Source organism: Sulfuritalea sp., assembly GCF_017302275.1.
Taxonomy (GTDB): domain Bacteria; phylum Pseudomonadota; class Gammaproteobacteria; order Burkholderiales; family Rhodocyclaceae; genus Sulfuritalea.
Genome location: NZ_JAFLDR010000018.1, coordinates 52,282 through 79,209, shown reverse-complemented (window position 1 = coordinate 79,209; position 26,928 = coordinate 52,282). Strand labels below are relative to the sequence as shown.

Genomic DNA, 26,928 nt, shown 5'->3' with positions numbered 1-26,928 from the left:
GCTTATAGCGTCGGCGGGCGCGCTCCTCGGCGCCGCGCCGCTCGCGCGCGCCTACACGTCCGATCCCACCGTTGCCGCCGCCGCCGCAACGCTGCTCGGCATCGTCGCCGTCTACCACCTTGCCGATTCGGTGCAGGCGGTGATGGCCCAAGTGCTGCGCGGCTACAAGCGCGCCACGGTGCCGATGCTGATCTATGCCGTCGCGCTGTGGGGCGTCGGTCTGGGCGGCGGCTACCTGCTGGGCCTCACCGATGCCTTCGGCCCGGCGCGCGGCGCCGCCGGTTTTTGGATTGCGGCGGTGGCGAGCCTGACGATTGCGGGGGCGGGAGTGCTGATTTACTTCTTGCGGGTTTCACGCGTCCAGCAGGCCCGGTAGCGCCGTATCGCCAGCGCCGACTTTTTGTTTCTAGTGGCGCGCGTGGTGAGCCATGCCACCGGTATGATGACCTCATTCATATCAGGGGGCGGGTGATGCAGTTTCTTGCACACGTCAGACTGAGTAGACGCGGCGACTGGGATACTCATGAGCTCGAAGAGCATTTACGACAGGTGGCAAGGCGTACGGCCCAGGCCTGTGTAGTCTTCGCTCCGCCAGAATGGGGCAATCTCGCTGGTCTATGGCATGACCTCGGCAAGTATCAGGCAGCGTTCCAGACTTACATTCGTTCCGTTAGCGGTTTCGATGCGCATATCGAAACCGCTCCGGGCAAGGTGAAGCATGCAATCGCCGGTGCAATTCACGCCGCGGACACTCATGGCGCTTATGGCCGGTTACTCGCCTACCTGATTGCCGGTCATCATGCCGGCCTGCCCGACTGGCACCCGGATGAAGCTGTGGGGGCCGCGCTGTCGCAACAGATCAAGGACGAGCGTTCCACGCTTGCCGACGCAATATCGGGTGGCGCTCCGACTGAAATACTTGATCCCGGAATCCGATTGCCGAGGCCGCCAATCAGCGAGACAAGCGAAGTACATTTCTGGCTGCGCATGCTCTTTTCCAGTCTGGTCGATGCCGACTACCTTGATACCGAGCGTTTCATGGATGACGCCCGCACCTCCCAGCGTGGAGACTATGCGGACATCGGCGTATTGCGGGATGCCTACGACCGCTACATGACGGAGACCTTCGCCATAGCCGACACTCCGGTCAAGATGCTGCGGGCCGAAATTCGTGACGGCTGCCTCGCCCGTGCTGACGAAGCGCAGGGCCTGTTCAGCCTGAGCGTACCCACCGGCGGCGGCAAGACCTTGGCATCCCTGGGTTTTGCCCTGCATCACGCCGCACGGCATGGCCTCAAGCGAGTGATTTACGTCATCCCCTACACCAGCATCATCGAGCAGACCGCGGACATTTTTCGCCGTGTGTTCGCCGGCATCGAACCGGCACCGGTGATCGAGCATCACAGCAACCTTGATATAGATAACGAAACACCCAAGAGTCGGCTGGCCGCAGAGAACTGGGACGCGCCCGTAGTCGTCACCACCAATGTCCAGTTCTTCGAGTCGCTATACGCCGCCAAGCCGTCGCGTTGCCGCAAGCTGCACAACATTGCCGAAAGCGTTGTCATTCTCGATGAAGCGCAGTTGCTGCCGCCTGAACACTTGCAGCCCATCCTCGACGGCTTGCGGCAATTGATAGCTCCCCGCTATCGGGTTTCGGTCGTCCTATCCACGGCTACCCAGCCGGAGTTGTCCAAGACCCGCACGCGCTTTGGTGAGCGGCCTCTCGTTGGCCTGGGTGACGCACGGGAGCTTGCCCCCGACCCAGGCCGGCTCAACCGCGAACTGGAGCGCGTTGCCGTCAGCCTGCCGCAGTCGGCCGAAGATCGCCGCGAGTGGTGCGACATCGCCGACGAACTGGGACATCATCGGCAAGTGCTGTGTATCGTCAATCGTCGCGACGATGCGGAAACGCTATGGCGCATGTTGGCGCCGGACGCCATTCATCTTTCCGCCCGCATGTGCGGCGCACACCGCGCCGAGGTTATCGCAGCCATTCGCCAGCGGCTCAAGGACGACCAGCCCGTGCGCGTGGTCAGCACCCAATTGGTCGAAGCCGGTGTCGATCTGGATTTCCCTGTCGTCTATCGCGCCATGGCTGGCCTTGATTCCATCGCCCAGGCAGCGGGCCGCTGCAATCGCGAAGGACGTTTGCCCGGAAAAGGCGGCCGGGTGATCGTCTTCAACCCACCGAAACCCTCGCCCAGCGGGCTTTTGCTCAAGGCCGAACAAGCTGCGCAATTAGTATTGGCAGGCTCACCTGGTGAGCCATTGAGCCCGGCAAACTATGCCCAATACTTCGATCTGTTCTATAGCAACGTGAACAGCCACGACATGGAGGGCGTGATGAATCTGCTGACAGGCAATGCCGCGCGAGGAGAAATCCAGTTCCGCACGGCGGCGCAGAAATTTCACCTGATCCCCGATGAAGGGCAGCAGTCGGTATTCGTGCGCTGGGGCGACGGTGTGGACCTGATCGGGCGATTGAAGGCCGAAGGCCCCCATCGTGAACTGATGCGCCGCCTGCAACGACATGCCGTCACGCTTTACGACTACCAGTGGAAAAAACTGCTGGGTAGTAGTGACCTGGAGCAGCACGAGGATTTCCTGATTCAGAAAAGCGATGTGTTGTATCACCCGAGGCTGGGCTTGTTGCCAGCGGTGCCGGACTATGAACCATCGAGCTTGGTCGTATGAAAGGAGGGCACGTGAAATCCTATTGCCTTGAAGTTACCGGTGACTTCGCCTGCTTCACCCGCCCGGAGATGAAGGTGGAGCGCGTCAGCTACGACGTCATCACGCCGTCGGCGGCGCGGGCCGTGTTCGAGGCCGTGCTGTGGAAGCCGGCGATCCGCTGGCGCATCCGCAAGATCGAAGTGCTGAAGCCCATCCGCTGGATTTCCCTGCGGCGAAACGAAGTAGGCGCGGTGGTCCCGGTAGGCAGCGTCAAGAGCGCCATGAACAAGGGCACCGGCGACCTCGCGCTTTACATCGAGGACGAGCGCCAGCAGCGGGCGGGGCTTTTCCTGCGCGATGTCGCTTATCGCCTGCATGCTGACCTGGAGGTACTACCCACGGCCGGCGCCAACAACCCGCCGGCCAAGTTCCGCGAAATGTTCGAGCGCCGCGCCGGCAAGGGTCAGTGCGTGAATCAGCCCTACCTGGGTTGCCGCGAATTCGCCTGCGATTTTCGTCTGGCTGGTGGCGATCAGGCAGCGGCACCGATAGACGAGAGCCGCGATCTGGGCTGGATGCTTCACGACATGGATTTCTCCAATCTGGCCGATCCCAAGCCGCGCTTCTTCCGCGCCGAATTGAAAGGCGGGGTGTTGGCGGTGCCAAGTGCGGAGAGCCCGGAGGTGCGGGGATGATCCTTCAGGCGCTCAACGACTATTACGCCCGCAAGGCAAGTGATCCCGAGGGTGGTCTGGCGCCCGAGGGATTCGAGCCCAAGGCGATCCCCTTTGTTCTGGTGCTGGATGCGGGCGGCCGGTTGGTACAGCTTGCCGACCGACGGGAGGGCGAAGGCAAAAAAAAGGTGGCGAGGGCCGTGCTCGTGCCTCAAGGCGTCAAGAAGACCTCGGGGGTCGCCGCCAATTTGCTGTGGGACAGCGTCGAGTATGTCCTCGGCGTGGATACACGCGGCAAGCCGGAGCGCGTGGCTGAGCAGCACGCGGTGTTTCGTGGCAAGTTGATCGAGGCTTTCGGCGAAGCGCCTGGCGATATCGGTTTGCGGGCCGTACTGTCTTTCCTTGACGAGCATCGCGACGAGGCATTGGAAAAGCTGTCGAGCCATCCCGCGTGGCAGGAAATCCTGGAAACTAATCCAGCACTGACTTTCCAGTTGAACACGGATACCGATCTAATTTGCCAGCGGCCGGCGGTAATTGCCGCGCTGACTGGCCGGGGTGCAAGCACGCCGGATGGCCTTTGTCTTGTCTCCGGCGAGTTGGATGTCATCGAGCGGCTGCACTCGGCCATAAAGGGTGTATGGGGTGCGCAGACCTCAGGCGCCAACATCGTTTCCTTCAATCTCGGCGCCTTCAATTCCTATGGCAAGGACCAAAGTTTCAATGCGCCGGTGGGCAAGCGCGCCGCCTTTGCCTACACGACTGCGCTAAACCACTTGCTTACGAAGGGGTCGCGTCAGCGCGTGCAGGTGGGTGACGCTTCGACGGTGTTCTGGGCAGAAAAGACCAGCGGCGAAGTCTTCGAGTCGGCCTTTCTCGACTTCCTCTCACCACCGCGCGACGACCCGAATGCCGGTACTCAGGCGGTAGCCAGCCTTTATCGCAGTGTCCGGGATGGTCGGCCCTTTACCAGCGACGACAGCCAACGCTTCCATGTGCTTGGTCTCGCGCCCAATGCCGCGCGTATCGCGGTGCGCTTCTGGCATGTAGCCAGCGTCGAGGAATTGGGCCGCGCCTTCTACCGATATTTCGACGAAGTGGACATCACCCGGCCAGCCTACGAGACGGGAGCACCCCTGAGTCTGTTTCGCCTCCTGGCTGCCACTGCCTTGCTCGGCAAGGCCGAGAACATTTCGCCGAATCTTGGTGGCGATGTCATGCGCGCCATCCTGAAGGGCGAGCGCTACCCCGAAACCCTGATGCAGAGCGCTTTGCGACGAATTCGCGCCGAGCGCGAGGTGAGCTATCCGCGTGCCGCCCTGCTCAAGGCTTATCTGATCCGCAACCTGAACGACAAGGAGATTGCCGTGTCGCTGAACGAACACAACACTGATCCGGGCTACCGACTCGGCCGCCTTTTTGCCGCTCTGGAGCGAGTGCAGGAGCGCGCCCAGGGCAACCTGAACGCCAGCATTCGAGAACGCTACTACGGTGCTTTTTCCGCCACGCCGGTGACGGTCTTGCCGTTGTTGATGAAGCTGAAGAACCACCACCTTGCGAAGCTGCCGAACAGGGGCGAGGCGGTGAATCTGGAAAAGCTGCTGGGTGCCATCGTCGACGGCCTTGGCGACATTCCCACACGCTTGTCCCTGGCCGAACAAGCGCGCTTTGCCGTCGGCTACTACCACCAGCGTCAGGCCTTCTTCAACAAGCCCGACGCCATCGAAACTCCCGATCAACCCGCTAACTAAGGAATGACCATGAGCCTCAACAACCGCTACGACTTTGTCCTGCTGTTCGACGTGAAGGACGGCAATCCCAATGGTGACCCGGATGCCGGCAACTTGCCGCGCATGGACGCCGAAACCGGTGATGGGTTGGTGACCGATGTGAGCCTGAAACGTAAGGTGCGCAACTATGTCGGCATGTCGCGTGGCGAGCAGCCGCCCTACGAAATCTACGTCAAGGAAAAAGCCATCCTCAATCGTCAGCACGAGCGGGCCTACGAAGGTATCGGCAAGGCCGACCTGCTCAGGGGCGACGACAAGAAGCGCAAGGGCGGCGATGCGGTCGACGAGGCGCGGCAGTGGATGTGCAGGAACTTTTACGATGTGCGGACCTTCGGCGCAGTGATGTCCATGGGCGTTAACTGTGGGCAGGTGCGCGGCCCCGTGCAACTGACTTTTGGCCGCTCGGTGGCACCGGTCGTTGCCCTGGAGCATTCGATTACTCGCATGGCTGTGACGACTGAAGCCGAGGCGGAGAAGCAAGGCGGCGACAACCGCACCATGGGCCGCAAGTTCACCGTGCCCTACGGCCTCTATCGCGCGCATGGCTTTGTCTCCGCTCACCTGGCGAAGCAGACTGGTTTCAGTGAGGACGATCTCAGACTGCTGTGGGAGTCTCTGAAAAATATGTTCGAGCACGACCGTTCCGCCGCGCGGGGCGAGATGTCGACGCGCGGCCTGTATGTCTTCAAGCACGAAGGCGAGCTTGGCGATGCCCAGGCGCATGCGCTGTTCGACCTGGTGCAGGTTGCGCAGAACGATCCGGATACCCCGGCCCGCGGGTTTGCCGACTTTGCCGTTGCAGCGCCGGCGGCTGGCCCGCTGGAAGGTTTTCCTCGCGTCACCTTGGAACGGATCGTCGGCTGATCTGACGTTTATGCTTTCGTGCCTGTATCTCATGGGCTACAATAACCCGTGAAGCAGATTCTCACCACAGACCTCTTCGACGGCTGGTTCGTGGGCCTGCGCGACATTCGGGCCAAGGTTCGCATCCAGGCCCGCATCGACCGCGCGGAGTTGGGTAATTTTGGCGATTGCGAGCCAGTAGGCGAGGGCGTGTCGGAGATGCGCATTCACTTCGGTCCTGGCTACCGCGTGTATTTCACGCAGCGCGAGCTGGAAGTGGTGATTCTGCTCGCGGGAGGCGACAAGTCCTCCCAGTCGAAGGACATCAAGCGGGCGCTGGACCTGGCCCGCCGCCTGTAGGAGCGGAGCATGAAAGCGATCAAGTTGCGGCCCTGGGATTCGGCCGAACATCTGAAGACCGAAGAGGAGATGGTCCTCTACCTTGAAGTCTGCCTGGAGGAAGGCGACGCCGCGCTGATCGCGCATGCCCTGGGCGTGATCGCCAAGGCGCGGGGCATGACGCAGCTGGCGCGGGATACCGGCCTGTCGCGCGAGAGCCTTTACAAGGCGCTGTCGGGCGAGGGTAATCCGGAGTTCGCCACCGTGATGAAGGTGGTGCGCGCACTCGGTTTTCAATTGCATGCTTCTCCTATGGCGTGATCGACCCCGCCGACCCCATCCCCCTTTCTGCTATCCAGCACTGGTGCTACTGCCCGCGCCAGTGCGCGCTGATACACGTCGAGCAGGTGTTCGCGGATAACCTGCACACACTGCGCGGACAGGCGGTGCATAAGCAGGTCGACCAGCCCGGCGTCGAGACCCGCGCCGGGGTTCGCACCGAGCGCGCGCTGCCGGTATGGAGCGACCGCCTCGGCCTGATCGGCAAGGCCGATGTTGTCGAGTTCGAACCGGACGGCACGCCCTATCCCGTGGAGTACAAACATGGCAGCCGCAGCAAGGCGCCGTGGATCGCGGCCTGCGACGACCTGCAGCTTGGGGCGCAGGCCATGTGTCTGGAAGAAATGACCGGCAAGCTTGTGCCGGTCGGCGCATTGTTCTATGCCACATCGAAGCGTCGGCGCGAGGTGGCCATCGATTCAGGCCTGCGCCTGCGTGTGGAAGAAGCGACCGCTGCAGTGCGCGCGCTGCTCGATGGCGCCGTGTTGCCAGCGCCGACTTTTGACAAGCGCTGTGACAAGTGCTCGCTGCGCGAACTCTGCCAGCCGGCGGTGAAGCCCCGGACTACGGGCCTGTTCGACGTGGAGGTCTGACACCATGCAACTGCTCAATACGCTCTACGTCACCCTGCCCGACAGCTATCTGCATCTGGACAACGACACACTGCGCGTCGAGATCGAACACGAAACCCGGCTGCGGATTCCCTTGCACCATCTTTCCTCGGTGGTCTGCTTCGGTCATGTGATGGTCTCGCCGATCCTGATGCATCGCCTCGCCGACGAAGGCAAGAGCCTGGTGCTGCTCGATGGCAACGGCCGCTTCAAGGCGCGGCTCGAAGGCCCGGTTTCGGGCAATGTCCTGCTGCGTCAGGCGCAGCATCGCCGTGTCGCCAGCGCCGACTTTTGTCTTGCCGTGGCCAAGTCCTGCATCGCCGGCAAGCTGAAGAACTGCCGTCAGGTGCTGCTGCGCGGCGCGCGTGAGAGTGGGCGGGATGATGACAATACCGCGCTTGCCGCAGTCGCCGAAGAGTTCGCCCGCGCCCTGGGCCGGCTGGAGCACGCCGCCGATCTTGATGGCGTGCGTGGCATCGAAGGTGACGCGGCGAAGCGCTATTTCAGCGTACTGAGCCTGATCGTGCGCGCCGACGCGCGCGTCGCCTTCACCATGGATGGGCGTACGCGCAGGCCGCCGCTGGACCGCATGAATGCGCTGCTTTCGTTTCTGTATTCGATGCTGATGAACGACCTGCGTTCCGCGGTCGAGAGCGTCGGACTCGATCCGCAACTGGGCTTTCTCCACGCGGTGCGTCCAGGCCGCGCCGCGCTTGCGCTCGATCTGATGGAAGAATTCCGGCCGCTGCTGGCCGATCGGCTGGCGCTGACGCTGATCAATCGGCGTCAGATCAACGCCGATGACTTTGTCGAACGTCCCGGCGGCGCCACAGTGCTCAAGGACGAGGCGCGCAAGGCCGTGGTCACGGCCTATCAGGAACGCAAGCAGGAAGACGTGACGCACCCATTGCTGGAAAGCACGGTTGGTTTTGGCCTAACGTCCTTCGTTCAGGCCCGATTGCTCGCGCGTTTCGTGCGCGGCGATGCGGAAATCTACTTGCCATTTACGCCGAAATAGCCATGCTTGTCATCGTCAGTTATGACGTATCCACGGAAACCAAGGCAGGGCGCCGGCGCCTGAGGCGTGTCGCGCGGGTATGCGAAGGCGTCGGTCAAAGGGTGCAGAAGTCGGTCTTCGAGTGCAAGGTCGACGCCATGCAGTTCGAGGAACTTGAGCGCCGTCTGCTGGCCGAGATCGAATTGGCGGAAGACTGTTTGCGTTTCTACCGTCTGAATGAACCGGTCGAACTTCATGTGCGCGAGTACGGAAAGTTCAAGGCCGTGAATTTCGAAGGTCCGCTGGTGCTATGACGCGCGGATCGCAAGCGTCGGGAGAATCGCGGTCGGTTCGCGACGGCGATAACTCAATGATTTTGCTTTTTGAGTTCCGTCAGACGAGAATTCAAGTTGCCTCGCAACTACAAGTCGTTGTACGGTCCGCGCAAACATCGGAATTGTTCGTGATGATTCATGGCGTTGCGCTAGACCTGACGCCCGGCCCGCGAGGGCCGGGCGAGGATTGAAACCTTGTACGCGCCCATGAAGTCACCCAGGGTGAAGCGACGCCCGGCCCGCGAGGGCCGGGCGAGGATTGAAACTCGCGTCCGAGGGTACCCCGAACCACCCAACAAGGACGCCCGGCCCGCGAGGGCCGGGCGAGGATTGAAACGCCCTGGATGAGGATTTGACGGATGAACAAATAGGACGCCCGGCCCGCGAGGGCCGGGCGAGGATTGAAACCCATTGTGCTTGCCTTCCGCGATCACCTTCACTTGACGCCCGGCCCGCGAGGGCCGGGCGAGGATTGAAACCCCGAGGGCTCGGTCCCGTTACCGACGTCGCTGCAGACGCCCGGCCCGCGAGGGCCGGGCGAGGATTGAAACCCGTCCTGGTCACCGGCGACGACTTCAACGTCCTGGACGCCCGGCCCGCGAGGGCCGGGCGAGGATTGAAACGCGGCGTAGCTGGTGCTCATGGCTTCGGCCCACTGACGCCCGGCCCGCGAGGGCCGGGCGAGGATTGAAACAGCGGTAAAACGATCGCAGCGGTGCTGTCGGCGAGACGCCCGGCCCGCGAGGGCCGGGCGAGGATTGAAACGACGTGTTTGCCTGTCCGTGCGAGCGCGGCGAGGCCGACGCCCGGCCCGCGAGGGCCGGGCGAGGATTGAAACCTCGATCGTATCGGCCAGCGTCGCGGCGTCTCGGAGACGCCCGGCCCGCGAGGGCCGGGCGAGGATTGAAACTGCCGCTGGCCGTTGGTGCTCGCCGTCAGGTTGAGACGCCCGGCCCGCGAGGGCCGGGCGAGGATTGAAACTGTTCAATCGCCAAAGCCAAGGGGGATGTATGAAAGACGCCCGGCCCGCGAGGGCCGGGCGAGGATTGAAACATCGGCCATGCTCAAGTTTTCTCGCTGAATGTTGACGCCCGGCCCGCGAGGGCCGGGCGAGGATTGAAACACGCCGCAGCAGAAGGGCGTGGCGCTGGTCCGGGGACGCCCGGCCCGCGAGGGCCGGGCGAGGATTGAAACTAATGGCAGTGGTCGTAATGCGGTCTGCGCTTCTGACGCCCGGCCCGCGAGGGCCGGGCGAGGATTGAAACCCGCCGCTCGATTCACTACGCCAAATCGGACTGGGACGCCCGGCCCGCGAGGGCCGGGCGAGGATTGAAACACAGCAAATTGCAGTGGGCCGTGGCGGGGGCACCGACGCCCGGCCCGCGAGGGCCGGGCGAGGATTGAAACCTATATCGCGCGTGCACCTGCGAGGAGCTAAGTTGGACGCCCGGCCCGCGAGGGCCGGGCGAGGATTGAAACCCGATGTAGCCCCCGACCACCTCCAACAATCAGGGACGCCCGGCCCGCGAGGGCCGGGCGAGGATTGAAACGATGACATCGAGGCGACGATGTCCGGGCTGCTGGCGACGCCCGGCCCGCGAGGGCCGGGCGAGGATTGAAACTGTTGCTCGAGGTGCAGCGTATCGAGGTGGCGGAAGACGCCCGGCCCGCGAGGGCCGGGCGAGGATTGAAACAAAAGACGGTGACTGCACGGTGAATGGGTTTTACGACGCCCGGCCCGCGAGGGCCGGGCGAGGATTGAAACACCGACGCCGCCGAGAACAAGATCGCCGACGCGCGACGCCCGGCCCGCGAGGGCCGGGCGAGGATTGAAACAAGGAAGTCATCGACCACCCCGGCGCGCGGCCCAAGACGCCCGGCCCGCGAGGGCCGGGCGAGGATTGAAACTTCGTGGTCGGCGGCACCTTCGCCGTGAATGCCGGACGCCCGGCCCGCGAGGGCCGGGCGAGGATTGAAACCACATCTCGGCGCGCAGGCAGGCTTGCGTCGGCGGACGCCCGGCCCGCGAGGGCCGGGCGAGGATTGAAACTTCCTGTGCCGGTGCCGCTAAAGCGGGGCCGCCGGGACGCCCGGCCCGCGAGGGCCGGGCGAGGATTGAAACGCCCAGGTGGTGCAGGGTCAGGATGGCCGAGGACATGACGCCCGGCCCGCGAGGGCCGGGCGAGGATTGAAACACTTCGCCCATGGGTATGTCCTCCACCGCCACGGGACGCCCGGCCCGCGAGGGCCGGGCGAGGATTGAAACTAATATGCCGGACCCGATCAAATGGGCCGAAGCGCAAGACGCCCGGCCCGCGAGGGCCGGGCGAGGATTGAAACGCTCGTCACGTCGCCGGACGATAGCGATGTCGTGGACGCCCGGCCCGCGAGGGCCGGGCGAGGATTGAAACACGGCGCGGCCATGCGCCGCACCCAGCCCTGCAGCGACGCCCGGCCCGCGAGGGCCGGGCGAGGATTGAAACAGGTTGGTGTCGAGGCGGTCAACGTCGATGTGCTGACGCCCGGCCCGCGAGGGCCGGGCGAGGATTGAAACCGATCGGTGTCCTCCAGCGTTTCCGCCAGATAGAGACGCCCGGCCCGCGAGGGCCGGGCGAGGATTGAAACTCAACACCAACCTGGGCGAGCCGTGGGAATTGCGGACGCCCGGCCCGCGAGGGCCGGGCGAGGATTGAAACCACGCATTTGTACTGCTTGCCGATGGCGAGCATGGACGCCCGGCCCGCGAGGGCCGGGCGAGGATTGAAACCCGCTCGTAAAGGGGGGGCATGTGGAACGTGGCCTGACGCCCGGCCCGCGAGGGCCGGGCGAGGATTGAAACATGTCAGGTACCAGGGTTTAGTTGCGGGTTCGGGGACGCCCGGCCCGCGAGGGCCGGGCGAGGATTGAAACAAAATATTGATCGTTGTCAATGGCGAGCTGGCAGGACGCCCGGCCCGCGAGGGCCGGGCGAGGATTGAAACTTCGGAATGGGCTCCGGCAATCGCGCCGACGTGGTCGACGCCCGGCCCGCGAGGGCCGGGCGAGGATTGAAACCGATTGCTCGAACTGGAATCAGCGCTGGATAGCGGGACGCCCGGCCCGCGAGGGCCGGGCGTGGATTGAAACCACTTTCCGAAGACGAGGGCGCCGCCGAACTTGCTGCGACGGCTTTGAAGAATGGCGAATTGCGATGGGAGCTTGGAAGCGGATCAGAAATTGTCGGCGCCCCACAGGGACGTCCTTTGATCGCTGGCGATACGCCAAGTGAGCCATGAAAAGTGCTATGGACTCAGACCATCCCCATTCCCGCTACCACCACGAGGTAGCGAGCGGCCTTGCCGATGGCCATCCAGGCGAGGCAGGGCAGCGGCGGCAGGCGCAGCCAGCCGGCGGCGGCGCACAGCGCGTCGCCAATGAACGGCGCCCAGGCCAGCAGCAGGATGGGCGCGCCGTGCCGTCGCGCCATCGCCGACTTTTGCGGCGGCAGGTATTGCGGCAGCAGGCGGCCCATGTAGTAAGTCGTCATGCCGCCCAGTGTGTTGCCCAGCGTGGCCAGCACGAGGGCGGCCGTCACCTGGTCGGGATGTTGTTGCACGACCGCGACCAGCACGACTTCCGAGCCGCCCGGCAGCAGCGTCGCGGCAAGGAAGCTGGCGAGGAAAAGGCCGGCCAGGCCGGCCTCGGCGGTGAAGGCGAAGTCCATGGCCCATGTTACGCTTCGCGGCTATCGAACCCTTTGCCGGCCGCCATGGACTACCTCGAAAAAATCCTCAACGCCCGCGTCTATGACGTGGCCATCGAAACGCCGCTGGAGCCGGCGCCCATCCTGTCCGCGCGCAGCGGCAACCGGATCCTGTTCAAGCGCGAGGACATGCAGCCGGTGTTCAGCTTCAAGCTGCGCGGCGCCCACAACAAGATCGCGCACCTGACGCCCGCGCAGAGGAAGCGCGGGGTGATCTGCGCCTCGGCCGGCAACCACGCCCAGGGCGTCGCACTGTCCGCGCAAAAGCTCGGCATCCGTGCCGTGATCGTGATGCCGACCACGACGCCGCAGATCAAGATCGACGCGGTGAAGAAGCGCGGCGGCGAGGTGGTGCTGGCCGGCGATTCCTACGATGCCGCCTATGCGCATGCGCTGGAGCTGGAGAAGAAGCAGAAGCTGAATTTCGTCCATCCCTTCGACGATCCACTGGTGATCGCGGGGCAGGGCACCATCGCCATGGAGATCCTGCGCCAGCATCCGGACCCGATCGACGCGGTGTTCTGCTGCGTCGGCGGCGGCGGGCTGATCGGCGGCGTCGCGGCCTATATCAAGCGCCTGCGGCCGGAAACGAAAGTGATCGGCGTCGAGGCGACCGATGCCGATGCGATGGACCGTTCGCTCAAGGCGGGTCGCCGTGTGCGGCTGGATTCCGTGGGCCTGTTCGCCGACGGCGCGGCGGTGAAATACGTCGGGCAGGAAACCTTTCGCCTCTGCCAGGAATACGTCGATGAAATGGTGCTGGTCGATACCGATGCCATCTGTGCGGCGATCAAGGACGTGTTCGAGGACACGCGCTCGATCCTCGAGCCGGCCGGCGCGCTGGCCGTGGCCGGCGCCAAGGAATGGGCGCGGCGCAACAAGGCGCGGGGCAAAACCCTGGTCGCGGTAGCCTCGGGTGCCAACATGAACTTTGACCGCCTGCGCTTCGTCGCCGAGCGCGCCGAGGTCGGCGAACAGCGCGAGGCGGTGCTGGCCGTGACGCTGCCGGAGAAGCCCGGTGCCTACAAGAAATTCGTCAGCCTGATCGGCAGCCGCAACATCACCGAGTTCAACTACCGCTACCACGATGCCGGCGAGGCGCATGTTTTCGTCGGCCTGCAGGTGGCCGATCGCGCCGAGGCGAGCAAGCTGGTCGCGTTGCTGGTGAAGAACGGCTACGCCACGCTCGACCTCACCGACGACGAAATGGCCAAGAACCATGTGCGCCACCTGGTCGGCGGCCATGCGCCGCAGGTGAAGAACGAGCTGCTCTATCGTTTCGAGTTTCCCGAGCGCCCCGGTGCGCTGATGAACTTCCTGAACTGCATGAGTGCGGGCTGGAACATCAGCCTGTTCCATTACCGCAACCACGGTGCCGACTACGGCCGGGTGCTGGTCGGCATGGAAGTGCCGCCGAAGGAGATGAAGGATTTCCGCGTCTTCCTCAAGAACCTGGGCTATCGTTACTGGGACGAATCGAAGAACCCCGCCTATCGGCTGTTCCTCGGCTGAACCAGAGAGCGGTTTGCGACGGGCGGCAGCACGGGAGACCATGATGCACGGATATCTTCGCATCCTGTTTTTCTGCATTGCCTGCGGCCCGGCCTGGGCGGCGGAAGTCGCGCTCGTGATGTCGGTGCAGGGCAAGGTGCTGAAGCAGGAGGGCGGCGCTCCGGTGCCCCTGGAAGCCTACGCCAGGCTCAATGCGGGCGACCGTCTCAGCCTGGACAAGGATGCGCGCCTGCGTGTGGCCTATTTCGAGCACGGCCGCCACGAATCCTGGGCCGGTCCCGGCGGCCTGGAAATGACGGCGCGCGGCGGCGAGCCCAGAGGCCTTGCCGCGCCGACGGTCAAATTGCTGCCGCTGGCGGTGGCCCGCCAACTTGCACGCACGCCGCTCTCCGATGGCGACGGGCGCAAGACGGCGACGCGGACGCGCTCGGTGGCGGCGCCGGATGTGCTGGCAAAGCTGGAATCCACCTACCAGGAACTGCGCGGCAAGGCCGGCGCGGATGATTTGGAGCCGGAAGCCTATCTCCTGTCGGCGCTGTTCGAACTGCGCGAACTGGAACGGGTGGAAAAGCTGATGGTGGAACTCAAGCAGGACCGCGCCGGCAACCCCGAAGCCGCGCTGCTCGTCGCGCTCTACCGGAAAGCCTTGAGGAACGCGCGCGAAGCCCGCAAGTGAGCGAGCGGCGCCAGTCGCGTGGCAAATACGCAGCAGCCAAGGCTGCGGGCAAGGGCAACGGCCCTGTTTTGCTTGAGGAAACCGCAGGCGCGGAGTAGGCTTTTGCCTTCACAAAATTGTTTTCGGGGGGACCATCATGGCCAATTCCATCCTTTATCGACTGCTCGCCGGCGTTTCGCTGGGCGTGCTGGCGTTTTCCAACCTCGCCTCGGCGTCGACCACCTGCACCTCGTCGTTCTATTCCCAATACCAGAGCTGCCTGAGCAATTCGGCATTTTGTTCGCCCTATGCCTCGCCCCCGGATTTCGTCGCCGCCCATCCGGGCTGCTTCCCGGGCGGATCGTCGGCATCGCAGGCGGTGGTGACCGCCTCGTCCTTCACCCAGATCGGCGCGATTTCGACTTCCCTCGTAGCGCGCATGCAGGCAGGATCGGGTCCGATGGCGGTGACCAGCACACCGGTGAGGGGCATGGCTGCCGGCGGCAAGAGCCCGTGGAACGCCTGGGCCAGCCTTGCGGACAACGAAACCCGCCAGAATTTCAACATCGGCATCAACAAGATCAAGAATGACCTCTCGGTCACCAACGCGGTGGTTGGCGGCGACTACACTTTCGTTTCCGGACTGGTCCTTGGCGTGTCCGCTGCCATCGACCGCGGCGAGGGCAGCATGCAGCCGACGGCCGCCGCCGCCAGGGAGGCCTCGACCACCAAGGGCTGGGCGATCGCGCCTTACCTCGGTTACCAGATCAACAAGGAGTTCTCGCTCGACGCCACGGTCGGCCTGGGTTCGGGCAAGACCTCAGCGCTCGGCGGGGCCGACTCCACCGGAGACCGCTTGTTCTATGCGGCCAACCTCAACTATTCCAGGTGGGTCAAGGACTTCCAGTTCTCCGGCAAGCTGGGCTACCTGCATGGTGAAGAGGACCTCGGCCTGACCACGGTCAATGGCGTGGCGGTGGCCAACACGGCGGCGAAGAACAAGCTGGATCGCATGCTGGTCGGCGCCCAGGTCGGCTACTGGATGGGCAACGGCGCGCAGCCCTATGCCGGCGTCACCTATCTCGGCGACCGTCGCAAGTCGTCGCTGGCCGGCGCTGACCCGATCGGCAAGCAGGCCTGGCAATGGGCGCTGGGCATGAATTTCTTTTCGCTTTCCAGGGGCATCAACGCCGGCATCGCCGCGACCTGGGAAAGCGGCCGGTCGAACCAGAAATCCGGTGTCCTGACCGGCAATATCGGCATGCGCTTCTGAACCTTGTCCGAGTCAGTTGCAGGCAGGGCCGCGCTCGAGGGCGCGGCCTTTTTTCTTCGGATGCCGGCCGGGTTTCGAGTAGCGCGGGTACCCGCCGCCGATCCGGCGCCGCACGCGGCAGGGCCTGACGATGTCGCGCGATCAGTCTCCGTCGAGGCGCCCCGCGCAGTGGCAGAATGGACAGCATTGCACCCACCGACGCCGCGGGCGAGCTGGATTCGGGCGCTGCCTGATTTCGATCACCGGTGCCGCCGGTCGCGGGACCGGCGACACCTGCTGGAGGAAACGCCATGAAACGCCTGCTGTTGCTGATCGCCCTGCTGCAAAGCCTGCCTGTCCTGGCCCAGATGCGCCCGATGCCGTTTGCCGGCGGCATCCCGGGGATGTCCCAGTTCCAGGCAATCCAGATGCAGCGCCATCAGGCGCGCACGCTGCTGTACCGCGAGGCACTGGAGGAACTGCGCAAGAACCCCGCCGCCGCCGACCTGCCGGAATGCGGCGCGGGACAAAGCCCGGCCGGCGGCCAGTGCCTGGCGCGCGCCGAAACATCGTCGGCGGCGCCGGCTGCGGCGCCCGCTGCCACGTCTCCGCCCGCCGCGGGCCGTCGCCTCGCCATCCTGGTCGGCAACAACGCCTACCCGGCGCCGATCCCGGCGCTGGAAACGCCGATCGCCGACATCACCCAGATCGGCGGTGTGCTGCAATCGCGCTTCGGCTATGAAACGCGGCTGGTCAAGGACGCCGGCAAGGCGCAGATCATCGAGGCGCTCAATGCGCTGGCGGCCGACGTGCGGCCGCAGGACAGCGTGTTGCTGTTTTACGCCGGCCACGGCTACCTGCTGGACGACGTCAAGATGGGCTACTGGATTCCGGTCGATGCCTCGGTCAAGACCGCGAAGGGCTGGATCTCCAACAGCGACATCTCGCGCCTGCTGGCCGCGATCCCGTCGCGTCAACTGATGTTGATTTCCGACAGCTGCTATTCCGGCACCCTGACCGGCGAACGGAAGCTCACCCAGGGCCGTGACTTGCCGCCGGAGCAGATCCTGCAGCAGCGTTCCGTGCTGGTGCTGTCCTCGGGCGCCGACGAGCCCGTGTCGGACGAAGGCAAGGAAGGCCATTCGATCTTCGCCTGGAACCTGATCAAGACCCTGCAGGCGGCCGGCGGCCTGACGCCCGGCGCGCAGGTCTGGAGCAAGGTCAGCAAGGGCGTCACCAGCGAATACCCGCAGCAGCCGCAGTATGGCGCGGTGGTCTCGGCCGGACACATCGAGGGCGGCGATTTCCTGTTCCGCACGCCATGAAATATGCCCTTTCCCCAGCCCCTTTCCACGGCTGGCTTTGCACAGCCAGCCGGCTGCGGCAGCGCGGAGCAGTGCTCCGCGAAACCCTGCCTTCGCCGCCAAGGGAAGGGGTGACCTCGGTTCAGCCGCTGAGCGGCTTCCCTGTTTTTGACTTCATGCCGCCTTGGGGCGGCTCGGCGGCGGCATGAACTTCGACTTCGATGCCGTCGTCGAGCGCGCCGGCACCGATTCGGTGAAGTGGGCGCGGCATGCCGGACGGGACATCATCCCGCTGTGGGTCGCCGACATGGATTTCGCGGCGCCGCCTGCGGTGCTGGCGGCGCTGCGGCGTCGCGTCGAGCACGGCGTGTTCGGCTACAACCAGCCAACCGCGAGCCAGGTCGAGGCGGTGGCCGGCTACCTCGCGCGCAAGTTTGCCTGGAGCATCGAGCCGGAATGGATCGTCTGGCTGCCGGGCCTGGTGTCGGGCCTCAATGTCGCCTGCCGCGCCGTGGGCGAGCCGGGCGATGCGATATTCACCGCGACGCCGATCTATCCGCCCTTCCTGTCGGCGCCGGTCGACTCCGGCCGGCACGTGGCAAGTGCTCCGCTGGTGCGCGATTCCGCCGGCTGGCTGTGGGATTTCCCGGCGGTCGACGCGGTGCTCAAGGGCAGCAGGGCGAACCTGTTCCAGCTTTGCCATCCGCACAATCCGACCGGCCGCGCCTGGAGCGAGGACGAGTTGTGGCAGGTCGCCGCGCTGGCGGAAAAGCACGACCTGGTGGTCTGTTCGGACGAAATCCACAACGGCCTCGTGCTTTCGCCGTATCACCGGCACCGACTTTTCGCGACACTCGCCCCGGAGGTGGCCGCACGCAGCATCACCCTGCTGGCGCCGTCGAAGACCTTCAACATTCCGGGACTCGGCTGTGCCTTCGCCGTCATCTCCGATGCGACCCTGCGCCATCGTTTCCGTGCCGCGCTGCATGGCATCGTGCCCCACGTCAATGCGCTCGGCATGGTAGCGACGGAAGCGGCGTTGACCGAGTGCGACGACTGGCATGCGGCCCTGCTCGACTACCTGCGCGGCAACGCGCGCGCGGTCGAGCGCGCCGTGGAGGACATCCCTGGCCTCGACATGCGGCCGGTGGAAGCCACGTATCTGGCCTGGATCGACGCGCGCGAATTCGCCGCCGACCATGGCGTAGCCCATCCGGCGCGCTATTTCGAGGAACACGGCCTCGGTCTCTCCGATGGCGCGGACTTCGGCGCGCCGGGCTTCGTCCGGCTCAATTTCGGCACACGGCGCTCGCTGCTCGACGAAGCCCTGCGGCGCCTGGACAGCGCGGCGCGGCCTTAGCAGGCCATTCCCGCGAGACGTTTCCAACGAAACCGTTCGGCCTGGGCCTGTCGCAGGCCCCTCGTGGCAGGGAGAAACGCGGTTCGACAGGCTCACCGCGAACGGTAACGGTTTTGCCGGAACGCTCTACTTGACGCGCGGATGAAACGCTCCCGCCTCGGTGACCAGCACGTCCAGCGCGATATCGTGTGGTTCGGGGTGGATGTCGGCCACCCGGCACAGTTCGTAGCCGATGCCGACGGCCAGCGGGCGCGGAACCATCGCCGCCAGCGTGCGGTCGAAATAGCCTCCGCCATAGCCAAGGCGATAGCCCCGTGAGTCGAAAGCCACCAGCGGCAGCAGCAGTATCTCGGGCGTCACTTCGGCGCCATCGCGCGGGATCGGGATGCCGTGGCGATCGACCGCCATCACCGCGTCCGGCGCCCATTCGCGAAAAACCATCGGCGCCTCGGCCGCAACCACCACCGGCATCGCCGCGCGCCAGCCGCGGTCGAGCAGGCGCACGACCAGCGCACGGGCGTCGAACTCGCGACGCAGCGGGGCGCAGAAGGCCACGGTCTGCGCCGGCAGCGCGTCCAGCAGCGCCGCCAAATGGGTGCCGACGCGGGACGAAAGCGCCGCATGGCCGGCATCGTCCAGCGCCATGCGCGCCGCCAGCCGTTCGCGGCGCAACGCGGCGCGAACAGCTCTCGAATCTGCGGGGTGTTCGGCGGACGGCGTCGTCGGGGGCATGTGCTAATGTTGGGCTGAAAGAAGTCGAATCGAGATCACCGCATGAACTATAAGCGCAAACCTTTCCTGTCTTCGTCGCGAGTCGCCCCCGTGGCGTTTGCCCTCGTCGCCGCCTTGTGCGCGCCGTCGGCACTCGGCGCCCCGGCGGGAACCTATGTGCTCGAACGGGGCGAAGCTGCCTTCATGGCGGCGCGGGACGCCTGGCGCAATGGCGAGCGGGTGCGCCTGGCGCGCCAGGTTGAGGCATTGCAAGGGCATCCGCTGCAGGCCTGGGCCGAGTACTGGTTGCTGCGCCTGCACCTGGAGGACGGCGATGCCACCGGCGTGGCCGACTACCTGGCGCGCCATCCGGGTGCCTACCTGGCCGAAAAGCTGCGCGGCGACTGGTTGCGTGCGCTGGGCAAGAAGGCGGACTGGGATGGCTTCCGCCGCGAACTGCAGGGCTTGGCCCTGCCCGACACCGAGGTGGCTTGCTATGCCGCACGGGCGGCGGACACGGCCGAAATGGTGCGACCGCTATGGACCGGCGGTCAGGACTTGCCGCAGGCCTGCGAGGCCCTGGTCGATAACCTGGTGGCCGCCGGCAACCTGTCGGTCGAGGAAGTCTGGCAGCGCGTGCGCCGTTTGTTTGAGGCCAAGCGCGTCGGCGCGGCGCGCAGCGCGGCGGCCTATCTGCCGGCCGGCGAAGGTTTCGACGGGCGCGGACTCGAATCCATTGCCCAGGCGCCGGTGCGGCATCTCGAAAAGCCGCCGGCCGGCTTCGCCGCGAAACGCGGCGGTCGCGAGGTGGTGCTGTTCGCCGTGCAGCGCGCTGCACGCGCCGATCCGCAGGATGCGGCAAGGCGTTTCGCCCGCATTGAAACCCAGTTTTCCGCCGAGGAGCGCGCCTACGCCTGGGGCCAGATTGCGTTGCAGGCGGCGCAGCGCCACCTGCCGGAAGCACTCGACTGGTACGGGCGGACGGCCGCCACCATGCTGTCCGACGAACAACTGGCCTGGCAGGTCCGTGCGGCCTTGCGCGCGCACGATTGGGGCGCGGTGCGGCGCGCCATCGCCGCCATGCCGCCAGCATTGTCCGCGCAGTCCGACTGGACCTATTGGCAGGGCCGCGCCCTGGCGGCCGCCGGACATGGCGAGGAAGCGCGCGCCCTATTCCTGAAAATCGGCGGCCAGCCGAATTTTTACGGCAACCTCGCGGACGAGGAACTCGGTCGCAACATCGAGATTCCGCCGCGCGCCGCCGTACCGAGTACCGAGGAGCTGGCGCTGGCTTCGGTCAATCCGGGCTTCCAGCGCGCGCTGGCATTGCTGCGCACCGACATGCGCATCGAGGGTGTGCGCGAATGGGTCTGGACGCTGCGCGGCATGGACGACCGAGCCCTGCTCGCCGCCGCCGAACTGGCCCGCCGCCACGAAGTCTGGGACCGCGCCATCAACACCGCCGACCGCACCCAGAACCAGCACGATTACAACCTGCGCTACATCGCGCCCTTCAGCGACCGGGTGCGGCCCAAGGCGAACCAGCTGGCGCTGGATAATGGCTGGGTCTACGGCCTGATGCGCCAGGAATCGCGCTTCGTGATGAACGCGAAGTCCTCGGTGGGCGCCAAGGGCCTGATGCAACTGATGCCGGCCACGGCGAAGTGGGTGGCGCAGAAGATCAAGCTCGACAACTACCACCCGTCACGCGTCACCGAAATGGATACCAATGTCACACTCGGCACCCACTACATGAAGATGGTGCTCGATTCGCTCGACAGCCACCCGGTGCTGGCCTCCGCCGCCTACAACGCCGGTCCCGGCCGCGCCCGCCGCTGGCGTGCCGACCGGCCGCTGGAAGGCGCGATCTATGCAGAGACCATCCCGTTCAGCGAAACCCGCGATTACGTGAAGAAGGTAATGAGCAACGCCGTGTACTACAACACCTTGTTCGAAGGCAGGCCGCAATCGCTCAAGGCCCGACTGGGGATGATCCGTGCGCGCGGACAGGGCGAGAACGGCGTGGAGCAGTTGCCGTGAAGAACATTCTCGTCATCGGCGGCAGCGGTTTTTTGGGCAGCGCGGTCGTCCGCGAGCTGGCTCGCCGTCCCGCCAGCGACCAAAGGAAGTCCCTGTGGGGCGCCGACTGTTGTTTCACGCTGCCGACACGGCGCGAGGCCGGCGCCAAACACCTCACCGTGTTGCCGACGGCACGCGTGCTGGAATTGGACGTGCATGATCCGGCCACGCTGGCGCGGCTGATGGCAGGCCAGGATGCGGTGATTAGCCTGGTCGGCGTCCTCAAGGGTGGTGAGGGTGACCCGTATGGCAAGGGTTTCGCCCGCGCCCACGTCGAGCTGCCGCAGAAGATCGCCGCAGCGGCCAAGGCGGCCGGCGTGCGGCGCGTGCTGCATGTCTCTGCGCTCAAGGCGGCGGCGGATGCGCCTTCGGGCTACCTGCGTTCCAAGGCGTTCGGCGAGGCGGCGTTGCAAGCGGCCGGGCTGGACCTGACGATCTTCCGTCCCTCGGTGATCTTCGGTCGCGGCGATTCCTTCCTTACGCTGTTCGCGCGCATGGCCAGGATCGCGCCTTTCTTCCCTTTGGCGGGTGCTTCCGCGCGCTTCCAGCCGGTCTGGGTCGAGGACGTGGCCGCAACGGTGGCCGACAGCCTCGCCAATTCGCAAAGCATCGGCGCCATCTACGAACTGTGTGGGCCGAAGCAGTACGCGCTGGCCGAGCTGGTGCGTTACGCGAGCGCCGTCGCCGGCCATCCGCGCGCCGTGATCGGTCTGCCCGAGGCCATCGCCTGGCTGCAGGCCTGGGCCATGGAGTTCATCCCCAATGGCCCGATGACGCGCGACAACGTGCGATCGATGCGCGTGCCCAGCGTTTGCGAAAGCGGCTGCGGCCTGCCATTTGGCCGCGTCGCCACGGCGCTGGAAGTCATCGCGCCGACCTACCTGCGCGCCTGAGAGCTTATGAATAAATCTACTGCGCGTGCCGGATCGGGGCTTGGGCGGTGCTCGCTATCCTCGCGTATATCGACATACGCTCCGGTAGCTGCGCTCCGGCCGCACCCCGCTGCGGCCCGCTCGCGACGATTTCTTTACAAGCTCTTAGCAATGCTGATATGAAGGCCTACGTCGTCGGCGGCGCCGTGCGCGACGAGCTGCTTGGCCTGCCGGTGAAGGACCGCGACTGGGTGGTGGTCGGCGCCACCCCCGAGCAGATGATTGCCCAGGGCTACGTCCAGGTCGGCCGCGACTTTCCCGTCTTCCTCCATCCCAAAAGCCACGAGGAATACGCGCTGGCGCGCACCGAGCGCAAGACCGCGCCGGGCTACACCGGCTTCGTGGTGCACGCCGCGCCCGAGGTGCGCCTCGAAGACGACCTGCTGCGGCGCGACCTGACCATCAATGCCATGGCCAAGGATGCAAGTGGCGCGTTGATCGATCCCCACGGCGGGCGCGCCGACATCGCGGCGCGCGTGATGCGCCATGTTTCGCCGGCCTTCGCCGAGGACCCGGTGCGCATCCTGCGCGTGGCGCGCTTCGCCGCGCGCTTCGCCGATTTCACGGTGGCGCCGGAAACCCTGGCGCTGATGCGCGACATGGTCGCGGCGGGTGAGGTCGATGCGCTGGTGGCGGAACGCGTCTGGCAGGAACTCGCGCGCGGCCTGATGGAAACGCGGCCCTCGCGCATGTTTGCCGTGCTGCGCGAATGCGGTGCGCTGGTTCGCCTGCTGCCGGAACTGGACGCCCTGTGGGGTGTTCCCCAGCGCGCCGATTTCCATCCGGAAATCGACACCGGCGTGCATGTGATGATGGTGATCGACATGGCGGCGCGCCTTGGCGCGGAGCTGCCCGCGCGTTTCGCCGCGCTGACCCACGATCTGGGCAAGGCGCGCACGCCGGCCGACATCCTGCCGCGCCACCACGGCCACGAAACCAAGAGCGTGGCGCTGGTCGAGGCGATCTGCGAGCGACTGCGCGTGCCGATCGAATGCCGCGACGTGGCGCGCCTCGTCGCGCGCTACCACGGCGACATGCACCGGGTCGAGCAGTTGCGCGCCGACACCATGCTCGGCTTGCTCGAACGCTGCGACGCATTGCGCCGCCCGGAACGCTTCGAATTGATCCTGCTCGCCTGCGAGGCCGACTACCGTGGCCGCCTGGGCTGGGAGGAGCGCGACTACCCGTCGGCGGCGGTATGGCGCGCGGCGCTGGCGGCGGTGCGCGTGGTCGATGCGGGCGGCATCGCACGGGCCACCACCCGCGAGGGCGGTGACGCACAGGCCATCGCGGCGAGCATCGGCCGCGCGCGCGTCGCGGCGCTGGCCGCGATCAAAGCAGCCAGCCAATAAACGCCGCCACCAGCGAAAACACCACCACCGAGGCGAAGGGAAAGGAGTACTCCCTGCCGCGCAGGCGGAAATGCAGGTCGCCCGGCAGACGGCCGGCCTGGCGCCAGCGGGACTGCATCAGGCCGATCACGAAAACCGTGGCGAACAGGACGATCAGCCATTTCAGCATGGATGGTGCGCGGTAGAATTGCCGGAGACACCAATCATATCCCAGCGCGCCAGCTGACCTCGGGCGATCCCAAGCGATGAATCAACCCCGTTTCGAACACCTCGAAGTGCTGGTCCGCGTCCCCGCGGGCAAGGCGCAGCCGACACCCCTGCTGTTCATCCACGGCGCATATGCCGCCGCCTGGTGCTGGGAGGAACATTTCCTGCAGTTCTTCGCCGACGCGGGTTATGCGGCCTATGCCGTCAGTCTCTCCGGCCACGGCGGTTCGCCGGGCCGCAAGCAGCTCGACAGCTTTTCCATCCTCGACTATGCGCGCGACGTAACGAGCGTCGTCAATCAGCTGCCGGCGCCGCCGGTCCTCATCGGGCATTCGATGGGCGGCTTCGTGGTGCAGAAGTACCTTGAAAAATACCAGGCACCCGGCGCGGTGCTGATGTGTGCCGTGCCGCCACAAGGCCTGTTGGCGGCGGCAGTAGGCATGATGTTCTCCAAGCCGGGCATGATGCAGGACATGAACAGCCTGATGAGCGGCGGCAAAGCTTCGCTGGAAACCCTGCGCGAGGCGCTGTTCGCCCAGCCGGTGTCGGTCGACGACCTGAAGCGCTACTACAAGAGAACGCAATCCGAATCGCATCGGGCGATCTGGGACATGTCCCTGTTCGCGATGCCGCGAACAGGCAGCGTGAAGCGCACGCCACTGCTGGTGCAGGGGGCGGAACATGATCACCTGATTCCGGCGTCGCTGGTACAGATGACAGCCCGCACTTACGGCGTCAAAGCCAACATCTTTCCCGGCATGGGCCACGGCCTGATGCTGGAACGCGACTGGGAAAAGCCCGCCCGGCAAATACTCGATTGGCTCGGGGAGCGCGAACTATGATCGTGACCTTCCAGTCCCCCGCCTCGGGCGACGTCATCATGTTCGGCGATGTCGCCAAGCGCATGATGAAACTCATGGGCAAGGAGCCGACCGACAAAGGCATCGTAACCGTCGAACAGCTGCCGGAGGCGATCGCCCGGCTCAAGGCGGCGATCGAGGATGACAAGCAGCAGCGTGCCGGCCGCGATCCGGAAGACCAGCCGCAAAGCGAAAAAGCCGAAGGCGGCGGCAGCCGCCCCTATGTCAGCCTGACCCAGCGCGCCGTGCCGTTGCTGGAACTGCTGGAGTGGTCGCTGAAGAAGCAGAAGCCTGTGGTCTGGGGCGTCTGAGCCTTCCGGAGAGACATGCCAGACGGCTGAATATTGCATAGAATCTCGGCTCCCCAAGCAACCTGGAGATTCACGTGCGCGGCCTGTCGGCTTCTGTCCTCACCCTTTTTTCGGCGATCGTTTTCGCCCAGGCACCGGCTCCGATAGAGCGGGTCAAGATTACCGATAACGACCTGACCTGCCTCTCGGCCCACAATGAGCTGCAGGGGATGGACAAGATCGTCGCCGAGGCCAGGGCGGCCCAGGCCTCGGGACAGGACACGGCAACGGCCGGCCAGGCCGCGGGCGTCGCGGCGGAAGTGGCGAGCCGCACAGGGTTGTTTGGTTCGATCGGCGGCCTCACCGGGCATCTGCTCGGCACCGTGGCGACCAAGACCGCCGCCAACGTCGCCGAACAGCAGGGACAGATGAACGCGGCGCAGGCGGCCGAGCGCGAGAAACAGGCGCTGGCCCGCAAGGAGCATCTGACGCAGATCTTCCTTGCCAAGGGTTGCTCGGCGAGCGATCCCTCGGCGCCGGGCAAGGCGCCGAATGCCGCCGCCCCGGTTCAGGCACCGACTCAAGCGGCATCGGCGCCGCCACCTTCGGCAGCGGATGCCAGCGCCGAAACCCTCGCCGGGAAACGGGCGACGCCGATGCCGATCGCCGTCGATGCGATCAATCCAGAAGTCCTGCTGAGTTCGAACAAGACTCTGTTGATACCCACCGCCTACGTCACGCTGGTGACCGAGGGCCGCGTCTCGGCGACCAAGCAGTCCGGCGCTTTCCAGCAGGGAAATGCCACGGCGCGGGCCGCGGCGAATTTCAAGGTGAATGGCATCGACAAGGCCTATGCCCAAAAACTGGCGAAGGCGGCCATTGACAACCTGGTCGGGCAGTTGCGCGGTGCCGGCTATACCGTCCTGACCTATGCCGATGTCAAGGACCGCGACGTGTTCCGCAATGCCGCCCGCGAGGCCGGGCCGAAAGTGGATTCCGAGGGCAGCCTGAACACCCTGACCGTCGCCCCGAGCGACGAGCAGCTGTTCCAGAGCGGTTTCGCCGGGGGCCTGTTCAGCGAATTCATTGCCGGCGGCAAGACGCGCATCGCCGATGCCACGCTGATCATTCCGAACTATGTCTTTCATGCGCCACAAGCCTGGGCCGAAGGCAGCCGCGGCTACAACTCGGTGTCGGCTACCGCCAACGTGGTGCATGGCATGAACATGGCCAGCGCCCGCGCGACCTGGCTTGGCCAGCCGGTGTCGCGCATGATGCGCGGCATTCCCGGCGTGGCGACGACGAAACCCGTTATCAACGTCAGCGAGAAAGTCGGCGCCCTCTCGTCCGGAACCGATGCCTCGCCGGCGGCGGGAAATGCGCTGAGCAGTGCGCTGAGCGTGTTCGGCGGCGGCAACATCCAGCGTTCAGTGACCAACTACGAGCTGACGATCGACCGCGAGGCCTTCGCCGCCGGGGTCATGAACGGCGTGCAGAATTTCAACGCCGAGGTGGCGAAAGTCGCGGCGGCGGCGCAATAGGCCAGGCCGCCAAAAGTCGGTGCCGGCGGGACGCCGATTTTGCTCAGTGCGGCTTCTTCGAGCCGCCGATGAAATTCACCGGGAACACGGCTTCCGGCCCGGCGCCCTTGACCGGCATTTTCTCGTAATCCGGCATCTGCTCGCCGATGCCGGCGGCCTGGGTCAGCTTGCCCAGCAGAACCTGCAACTGGTCGGTAAGCCAGCCGTCCTCGCAGCGCGTCGGCATGAACAGCAGCTCGTGCACGCGATCGGGGATTTCCTCGGCGGGAATCACGTCGTTGGCGGCGTAGGCCGAGGTGAAGAAGGGCCCGGCGATGAAGCGCAGCAGCCAGCCCTCGTCCTCGTCGGGCAGCAGCAGGAAGATGCGGGCGCCTTCGGCCGTGGCGTTCTCGTCGTCGCCATCGTCGCCGAACACCGGCATAGCGGCGAAGGCCGCCTTGCCGGTCTGCTGCACGTAGGCAACGGCTTCGTTGAAGCTCAGCCGCTCAGTTGAGTAAGCCGGGTTTTCCTGCATGGGGTGCTCCTGG

General features: G+C 65.5%; 25 protein-coding genes and 1 CRISPR repeat array. Of the genes, 21 read left to right on the top strand and 4 right to left on the bottom strand.

Annotated elements, in window-relative coordinates:
- From J0M27_RS11740 to cas2, 10 genes are all read left to right on the top strand, one after another.
- Positions 1-376, top strand: a 376-nt coding sequence (locus J0M27_RS11740; RefSeq protein WP_294991629.1) for an MATE family efflux transporter, incomplete at its 5' end; no start/stop codon positions are given.
- 95 nt (positions 377-471) lie between these two features.
- Complete coding sequence (gene cas3, locus J0M27_RS11735) at positions 472-2,697, top strand: CRISPR-associated helicase Cas3' (protein ID WP_294991626.1); 2,226 nt, start codon at positions 472-474, stop codon at positions 2,695-2,697.
- A gap of 11 nt (positions 2,698-2,708) precedes the next feature.
- On the top strand, positions 2,709-3,371 hold the full coding sequence (gene cas5c, locus J0M27_RS11730) for a type I-C CRISPR-associated protein Cas5c (RefSeq protein WP_294991623.1): 663 nt from the start codon (positions 2,709-2,711) through the stop codon (positions 3,369-3,371).
- On the top strand, positions 3,368-5,101 hold the full coding sequence (gene cas8c / locus J0M27_RS11725) for a type I-C CRISPR-associated protein Cas8c/Csd1 (protein WP_294991620.1): 1,734 nt from the start codon (positions 3,368-3,370) through the stop codon (positions 5,099-5,101). The genes cas5c and cas8c overlap by 4 nt, the downstream gene beginning before the upstream one ends.
- Positions 5,102-5,110: 9 nt before the next feature.
- Positions 5,111-6,004: a type I-C CRISPR-associated protein Cas7/Csd2 gene (gene cas7c, locus J0M27_RS11720; protein ID WP_294991616.1), complete on the top strand. Its 894-nt coding sequence runs from the start codon at positions 5,111-5,113 to the stop codon at positions 6,002-6,004.
- Positions 6,005-6,052: 48 nt separating this feature from the next.
- Positions 6,053-6,343: a type II toxin-antitoxin system RelE/ParE family toxin gene (locus tag J0M27_RS11715; RefSeq protein ID WP_294991613.1), complete on the top strand. Its 291-nt coding sequence runs from the start codon at positions 6,053-6,055 to the stop codon at positions 6,341-6,343.
- Between the two features lie 9 nt (positions 6,344-6,352).
- Positions 6,353-6,643 (top strand): addiction module antidote protein, encoded by a 291-nt coding sequence (locus J0M27_RS11710; RefSeq protein ID WP_294991610.1) that lies wholly within the window; start codon positions 6,353-6,355, stop codon positions 6,641-6,643.
- Positions 6,640-7,254, top strand: coding sequence for a CRISPR-associated protein Cas4 (gene cas4, locus J0M27_RS11705; protein WP_294991607.1), 615 nt, complete (start codon positions 6,640-6,642; stop codon positions 7,252-7,254). Before J0M27_RS11710 ends, cas4 begins: the two co-directional genes overlap by 4 nt.
- Before the next feature lie 4 nt (positions 7,255-7,258).
- Positions 7,259-8,290 (top strand): type I-C CRISPR-associated endonuclease Cas1c, encoded by a 1,032-nt coding sequence (gene cas1c, locus J0M27_RS11700; RefSeq protein WP_294991604.1) that lies wholly within the window; start codon positions 7,259-7,261, stop codon positions 8,288-8,290.
- A gap of 2 nt (positions 8,291-8,292) precedes the next feature.
- Positions 8,293-8,583 carry a CRISPR-associated endonuclease Cas2 gene (gene cas2, locus J0M27_RS11695; protein ID WP_294991601.1) on the top strand — a complete coding sequence of 97 codons (291 nt, stop codon included), beginning with the start codon at positions 8,293-8,295 and terminating at the stop codon, positions 8,581-8,583.
- Between the two features lie 178 nt (positions 8,584-8,761).
- Positions 8,762-11,730: direct repeats of the CRISPR family, unit length 37 nt; unit sequence GACGCCCGGCCCGCGAGGGCCGGGCGAGGATTGAAAC.
- Between the two features lie 163 nt (positions 11,731-11,893).
- On the opposite strand, the gene J0M27_RS11690 is transcribed toward cas2, so the two are convergent.
- Complete coding sequence (locus J0M27_RS11690; RefSeq protein ID WP_294991598.1) at positions 11,894-12,307, bottom strand: YqaA family protein; 414 nt, start codon at positions 12,305-12,307, stop codon at positions 11,894-11,896.
- A 45-nt stretch (positions 12,308-12,352) separates the two neighbouring features.
- Here J0M27_RS11690 and ilvA point away from each other — a divergent pair, with 45 nt between their 5' ends.
- The 5 genes from ilvA to J0M27_RS11665 all read left to right on the top strand — a co-directional run bounded on the left by ilvA (position 12,353) and on the right by J0M27_RS11665 (position 18,429).
- Positions 12,353-13,858, top strand: a complete 1,506-nt coding sequence (ilvA, locus tag J0M27_RS11685; protein WP_294991595.1) for a threonine ammonia-lyase, biosynthetic — start codon at positions 12,353-12,355, stop codon at positions 13,856-13,858.
- Positions 13,859-13,901: 43 nt separating this feature from the next.
- Positions 13,902-14,534: a hypothetical protein gene (locus J0M27_RS11680; RefSeq protein ID WP_294991592.1), complete on the top strand. Its 633-nt coding sequence runs from the start codon at positions 13,902-13,904 to the stop codon at positions 14,532-14,534.
- A gap of 136 nt (positions 14,535-14,670) precedes the next feature.
- Positions 14,671-15,786 (top strand): autotransporter outer membrane beta-barrel domain-containing protein, encoded by a 1,116-nt coding sequence (locus tag J0M27_RS11675; RefSeq protein WP_294991589.1) that lies wholly within the window; start codon positions 14,671-14,673, stop codon positions 15,784-15,786.
- A 290-nt stretch (positions 15,787-16,076) separates the two neighbouring features.
- The gene (locus J0M27_RS11670) at positions 16,077-17,090 is read left to right on the top strand and encodes a caspase family protein (RefSeq protein WP_294991587.1); all 1,014 of its coding nucleotides are present in this window, start codon (positions 16,077-16,079) and stop codon (positions 17,088-17,090) included.
- 184 nt (positions 17,091-17,274) lie between these two features.
- Entirely contained in the window at positions 17,275-18,429 is a 1,155-nt protein-coding gene (locus J0M27_RS11665) for a PatB family C-S lyase (RefSeq protein WP_294991584.1), read from the top strand.
- A 126-nt stretch (positions 18,430-18,555) separates the two neighbouring features.
- Here J0M27_RS11665 and J0M27_RS11660 read toward each other — a convergent pair whose 3' ends face one another.
- Positions 18,556-19,161 carry a 5-formyltetrahydrofolate cyclo-ligase gene (locus tag J0M27_RS11660; RefSeq protein ID WP_294991581.1) on the bottom strand — a complete coding sequence of 202 codons (606 nt, stop codon included), beginning with the start codon at positions 19,159-19,161 and terminating at the stop codon, positions 18,556-18,558.
- Between the two features lie 42 nt (positions 19,162-19,203).
- Here J0M27_RS11660 and J0M27_RS11655 point away from each other — a divergent pair, with 42 nt between their 5' ends.
- The 3 genes from J0M27_RS11655 to J0M27_RS11645 all read left to right on the top strand — a co-directional run bounded on the left by J0M27_RS11655 (position 19,204) and on the right by J0M27_RS11645 (position 23,503).
- The gene (locus J0M27_RS11655) at positions 19,204-21,180 is read left to right on the top strand and encodes a lytic transglycosylase domain-containing protein (RefSeq protein ID WP_294991578.1); all 1,977 of its coding nucleotides are present in this window, start codon (positions 19,204-19,206) and stop codon (positions 21,178-21,180) included.
- Complete coding sequence (locus tag J0M27_RS11650; RefSeq protein WP_294991575.1) at positions 21,177-22,112, top strand: complex I NDUFA9 subunit family protein; 936 nt, start codon at positions 21,177-21,179, stop codon at positions 22,110-22,112. The genes J0M27_RS11655 and J0M27_RS11650 overlap by 4 nt, the downstream gene beginning before the upstream one ends.
- 158 nt (positions 22,113-22,270) lie before the next feature.
- A complete protein-coding gene (locus tag J0M27_RS11645) occupies positions 22,271-23,503 on the top strand; it encodes a multifunctional CCA addition/repair protein (protein WP_294991572.1) in 1,233 nt (410 codons plus the stop codon).
- On the opposite strand, the gene J0M27_RS11640 is transcribed toward J0M27_RS11645, so the two are convergent.
- A complete protein-coding gene (locus tag J0M27_RS11640) occupies positions 23,484-23,672 on the bottom strand; it encodes a DUF2905 domain-containing protein (protein WP_294991569.1) in 189 nt (62 codons plus the stop codon). The two genes, J0M27_RS11645 and J0M27_RS11640, sit on opposite strands and share 20 nt — an antisense overlap.
- Before the next feature lie 76 nt (positions 23,673-23,748).
- On the opposite strand from J0M27_RS11640, the gene J0M27_RS11635 reads away from it, so the two are divergent.
- From J0M27_RS11635 to J0M27_RS11625, 3 genes are all read left to right on the top strand, one after another.
- Entirely contained in the window at positions 23,749-24,552 is an 804-nt protein-coding gene (locus J0M27_RS11635) for an alpha/beta fold hydrolase (protein ID WP_294991566.1), read from the top strand.
- The gene (locus J0M27_RS11630) at positions 24,549-24,881 is read left to right on the top strand and encodes a DUF1840 domain-containing protein (protein WP_294991563.1); all 333 of its coding nucleotides are present in this window, start codon (positions 24,549-24,551) and stop codon (positions 24,879-24,881) included. Before J0M27_RS11635 ends, J0M27_RS11630 begins: the two co-directional genes overlap by 4 nt.
- Before the next feature lie 74 nt (positions 24,882-24,955).
- On the top strand, positions 24,956-26,401 hold the full coding sequence (locus tag J0M27_RS11625) for a hypothetical protein (protein ID WP_294991562.1): 1,446 nt from the start codon (positions 24,956-24,958) through the stop codon (positions 26,399-26,401).
- Positions 26,402-26,444: 43 nt separating this feature from the next.
- Here J0M27_RS11625 and J0M27_RS11620 read toward each other — a convergent pair whose 3' ends face one another.
- The gene (locus J0M27_RS11620) at positions 26,445-26,915 is read right to left on the bottom strand and encodes a hypothetical protein (RefSeq protein ID WP_294991559.1); all 471 of its coding nucleotides are present in this window, start codon (positions 26,913-26,915) and stop codon (positions 26,445-26,447) included.
- Positions 26,916-26,928: the final 13 nt, after the last annotated feature.

Bases quoted from the DNA above. Each gene is read 5' to 3' on its own strand.
- cas3 (WP_294991626.1), top strand. From the start codon at position 472: ATGCAGTTTCTTGCACACGTCAGACTGAGTAGACGCGGCGACTGGGAT.
- cas8c (WP_294991620.1), top strand. From the start codon at position 3,368: ATGATCCTTCAGGCGCTCAACGACTATTACGCCCGCAAGGCAAGTGAT.
- cas7c (WP_294991616.1), top strand. From the start codon at position 5,111: ATGAGCCTCAACAACCGCTACGACTTTGTCCTGCTGTTCGACGTGAAG.
- J0M27_RS11710 (WP_294991610.1), top strand. From the start codon at position 6,353: ATGAAAGCGATCAAGTTGCGGCCCTGGGATTCGGCCGAACATCTGAAG.
- cas1c (WP_294991604.1), top strand. From the start codon at position 7,259: ATGCAACTGCTCAATACGCTCTACGTCACCCTGCCCGACAGCTATCTG.
- cas2 (WP_294991601.1), top strand. From the start codon at position 8,293: ATGCTTGTCATCGTCAGTTATGACGTATCCACGGAAACCAAGGCAGGG.
- J0M27_RS11690 (WP_294991598.1), bottom strand. From the start codon at position 12,307: ATGGACTTCGCCTTCACCGCCGAGGCCGGCCTGGCCGGCCTTTTCCTC.
- ilvA (WP_294991595.1), top strand. From the start codon at position 12,353: ATGGACTACCTCGAAAAAATCCTCAACGCCCGCGTCTATGACGTGGCC.
- J0M27_RS11680 (WP_294991592.1), top strand. From the start codon at position 13,902: ATGCACGGATATCTTCGCATCCTGTTTTTCTGCATTGCCTGCGGCCCG.
- J0M27_RS11675 (WP_294991589.1), top strand. From the start codon at position 14,671: ATGGCCAATTCCATCCTTTATCGACTGCTCGCCGGCGTTTCGCTGGGC.
- J0M27_RS11670 (WP_294991587.1), top strand. From the start codon at position 16,077: ATGAAACGCCTGCTGTTGCTGATCGCCCTGCTGCAAAGCCTGCCTGTC.
- J0M27_RS11665 (WP_294991584.1), top strand. From the start codon at position 17,275: ATGAACTTCGACTTCGATGCCGTCGTCGAGCGCGCCGGCACCGATTCG.
- J0M27_RS11660 (WP_294991581.1), bottom strand. From the start codon at position 19,161: ATGCCCCCGACGACGCCGTCCGCCGAACACCCCGCAGATTCGAGAGCT.
- J0M27_RS11655 (WP_294991578.1), top strand. From the start codon at position 19,204: ATGAACTATAAGCGCAAACCTTTCCTGTCTTCGTCGCGAGTCGCCCCC.
- J0M27_RS11645 (WP_294991572.1), top strand. From the start codon at position 22,271: ATGAAGGCCTACGTCGTCGGCGGCGCCGTGCGCGACGAGCTGCTTGGC.
- J0M27_RS11640 (WP_294991569.1), bottom strand. From the start codon at position 23,672: ATGCTGAAATGGCTGATCGTCCTGTTCGCCACGGTTTTCGTGATCGGC.
- J0M27_RS11635 (WP_294991566.1), top strand. From the start codon at position 23,749: ATGAATCAACCCCGTTTCGAACACCTCGAAGTGCTGGTCCGCGTCCCC.
- J0M27_RS11630 (WP_294991563.1), top strand. From the start codon at position 24,549: ATGATCGTGACCTTCCAGTCCCCCGCCTCGGGCGACGTCATCATGTTC.
- J0M27_RS11620 (WP_294991559.1), bottom strand. From the start codon at position 26,915: ATGCAGGAAAACCCGGCTTACTCAACTGAGCGGCTGAGCTTCAACGAA.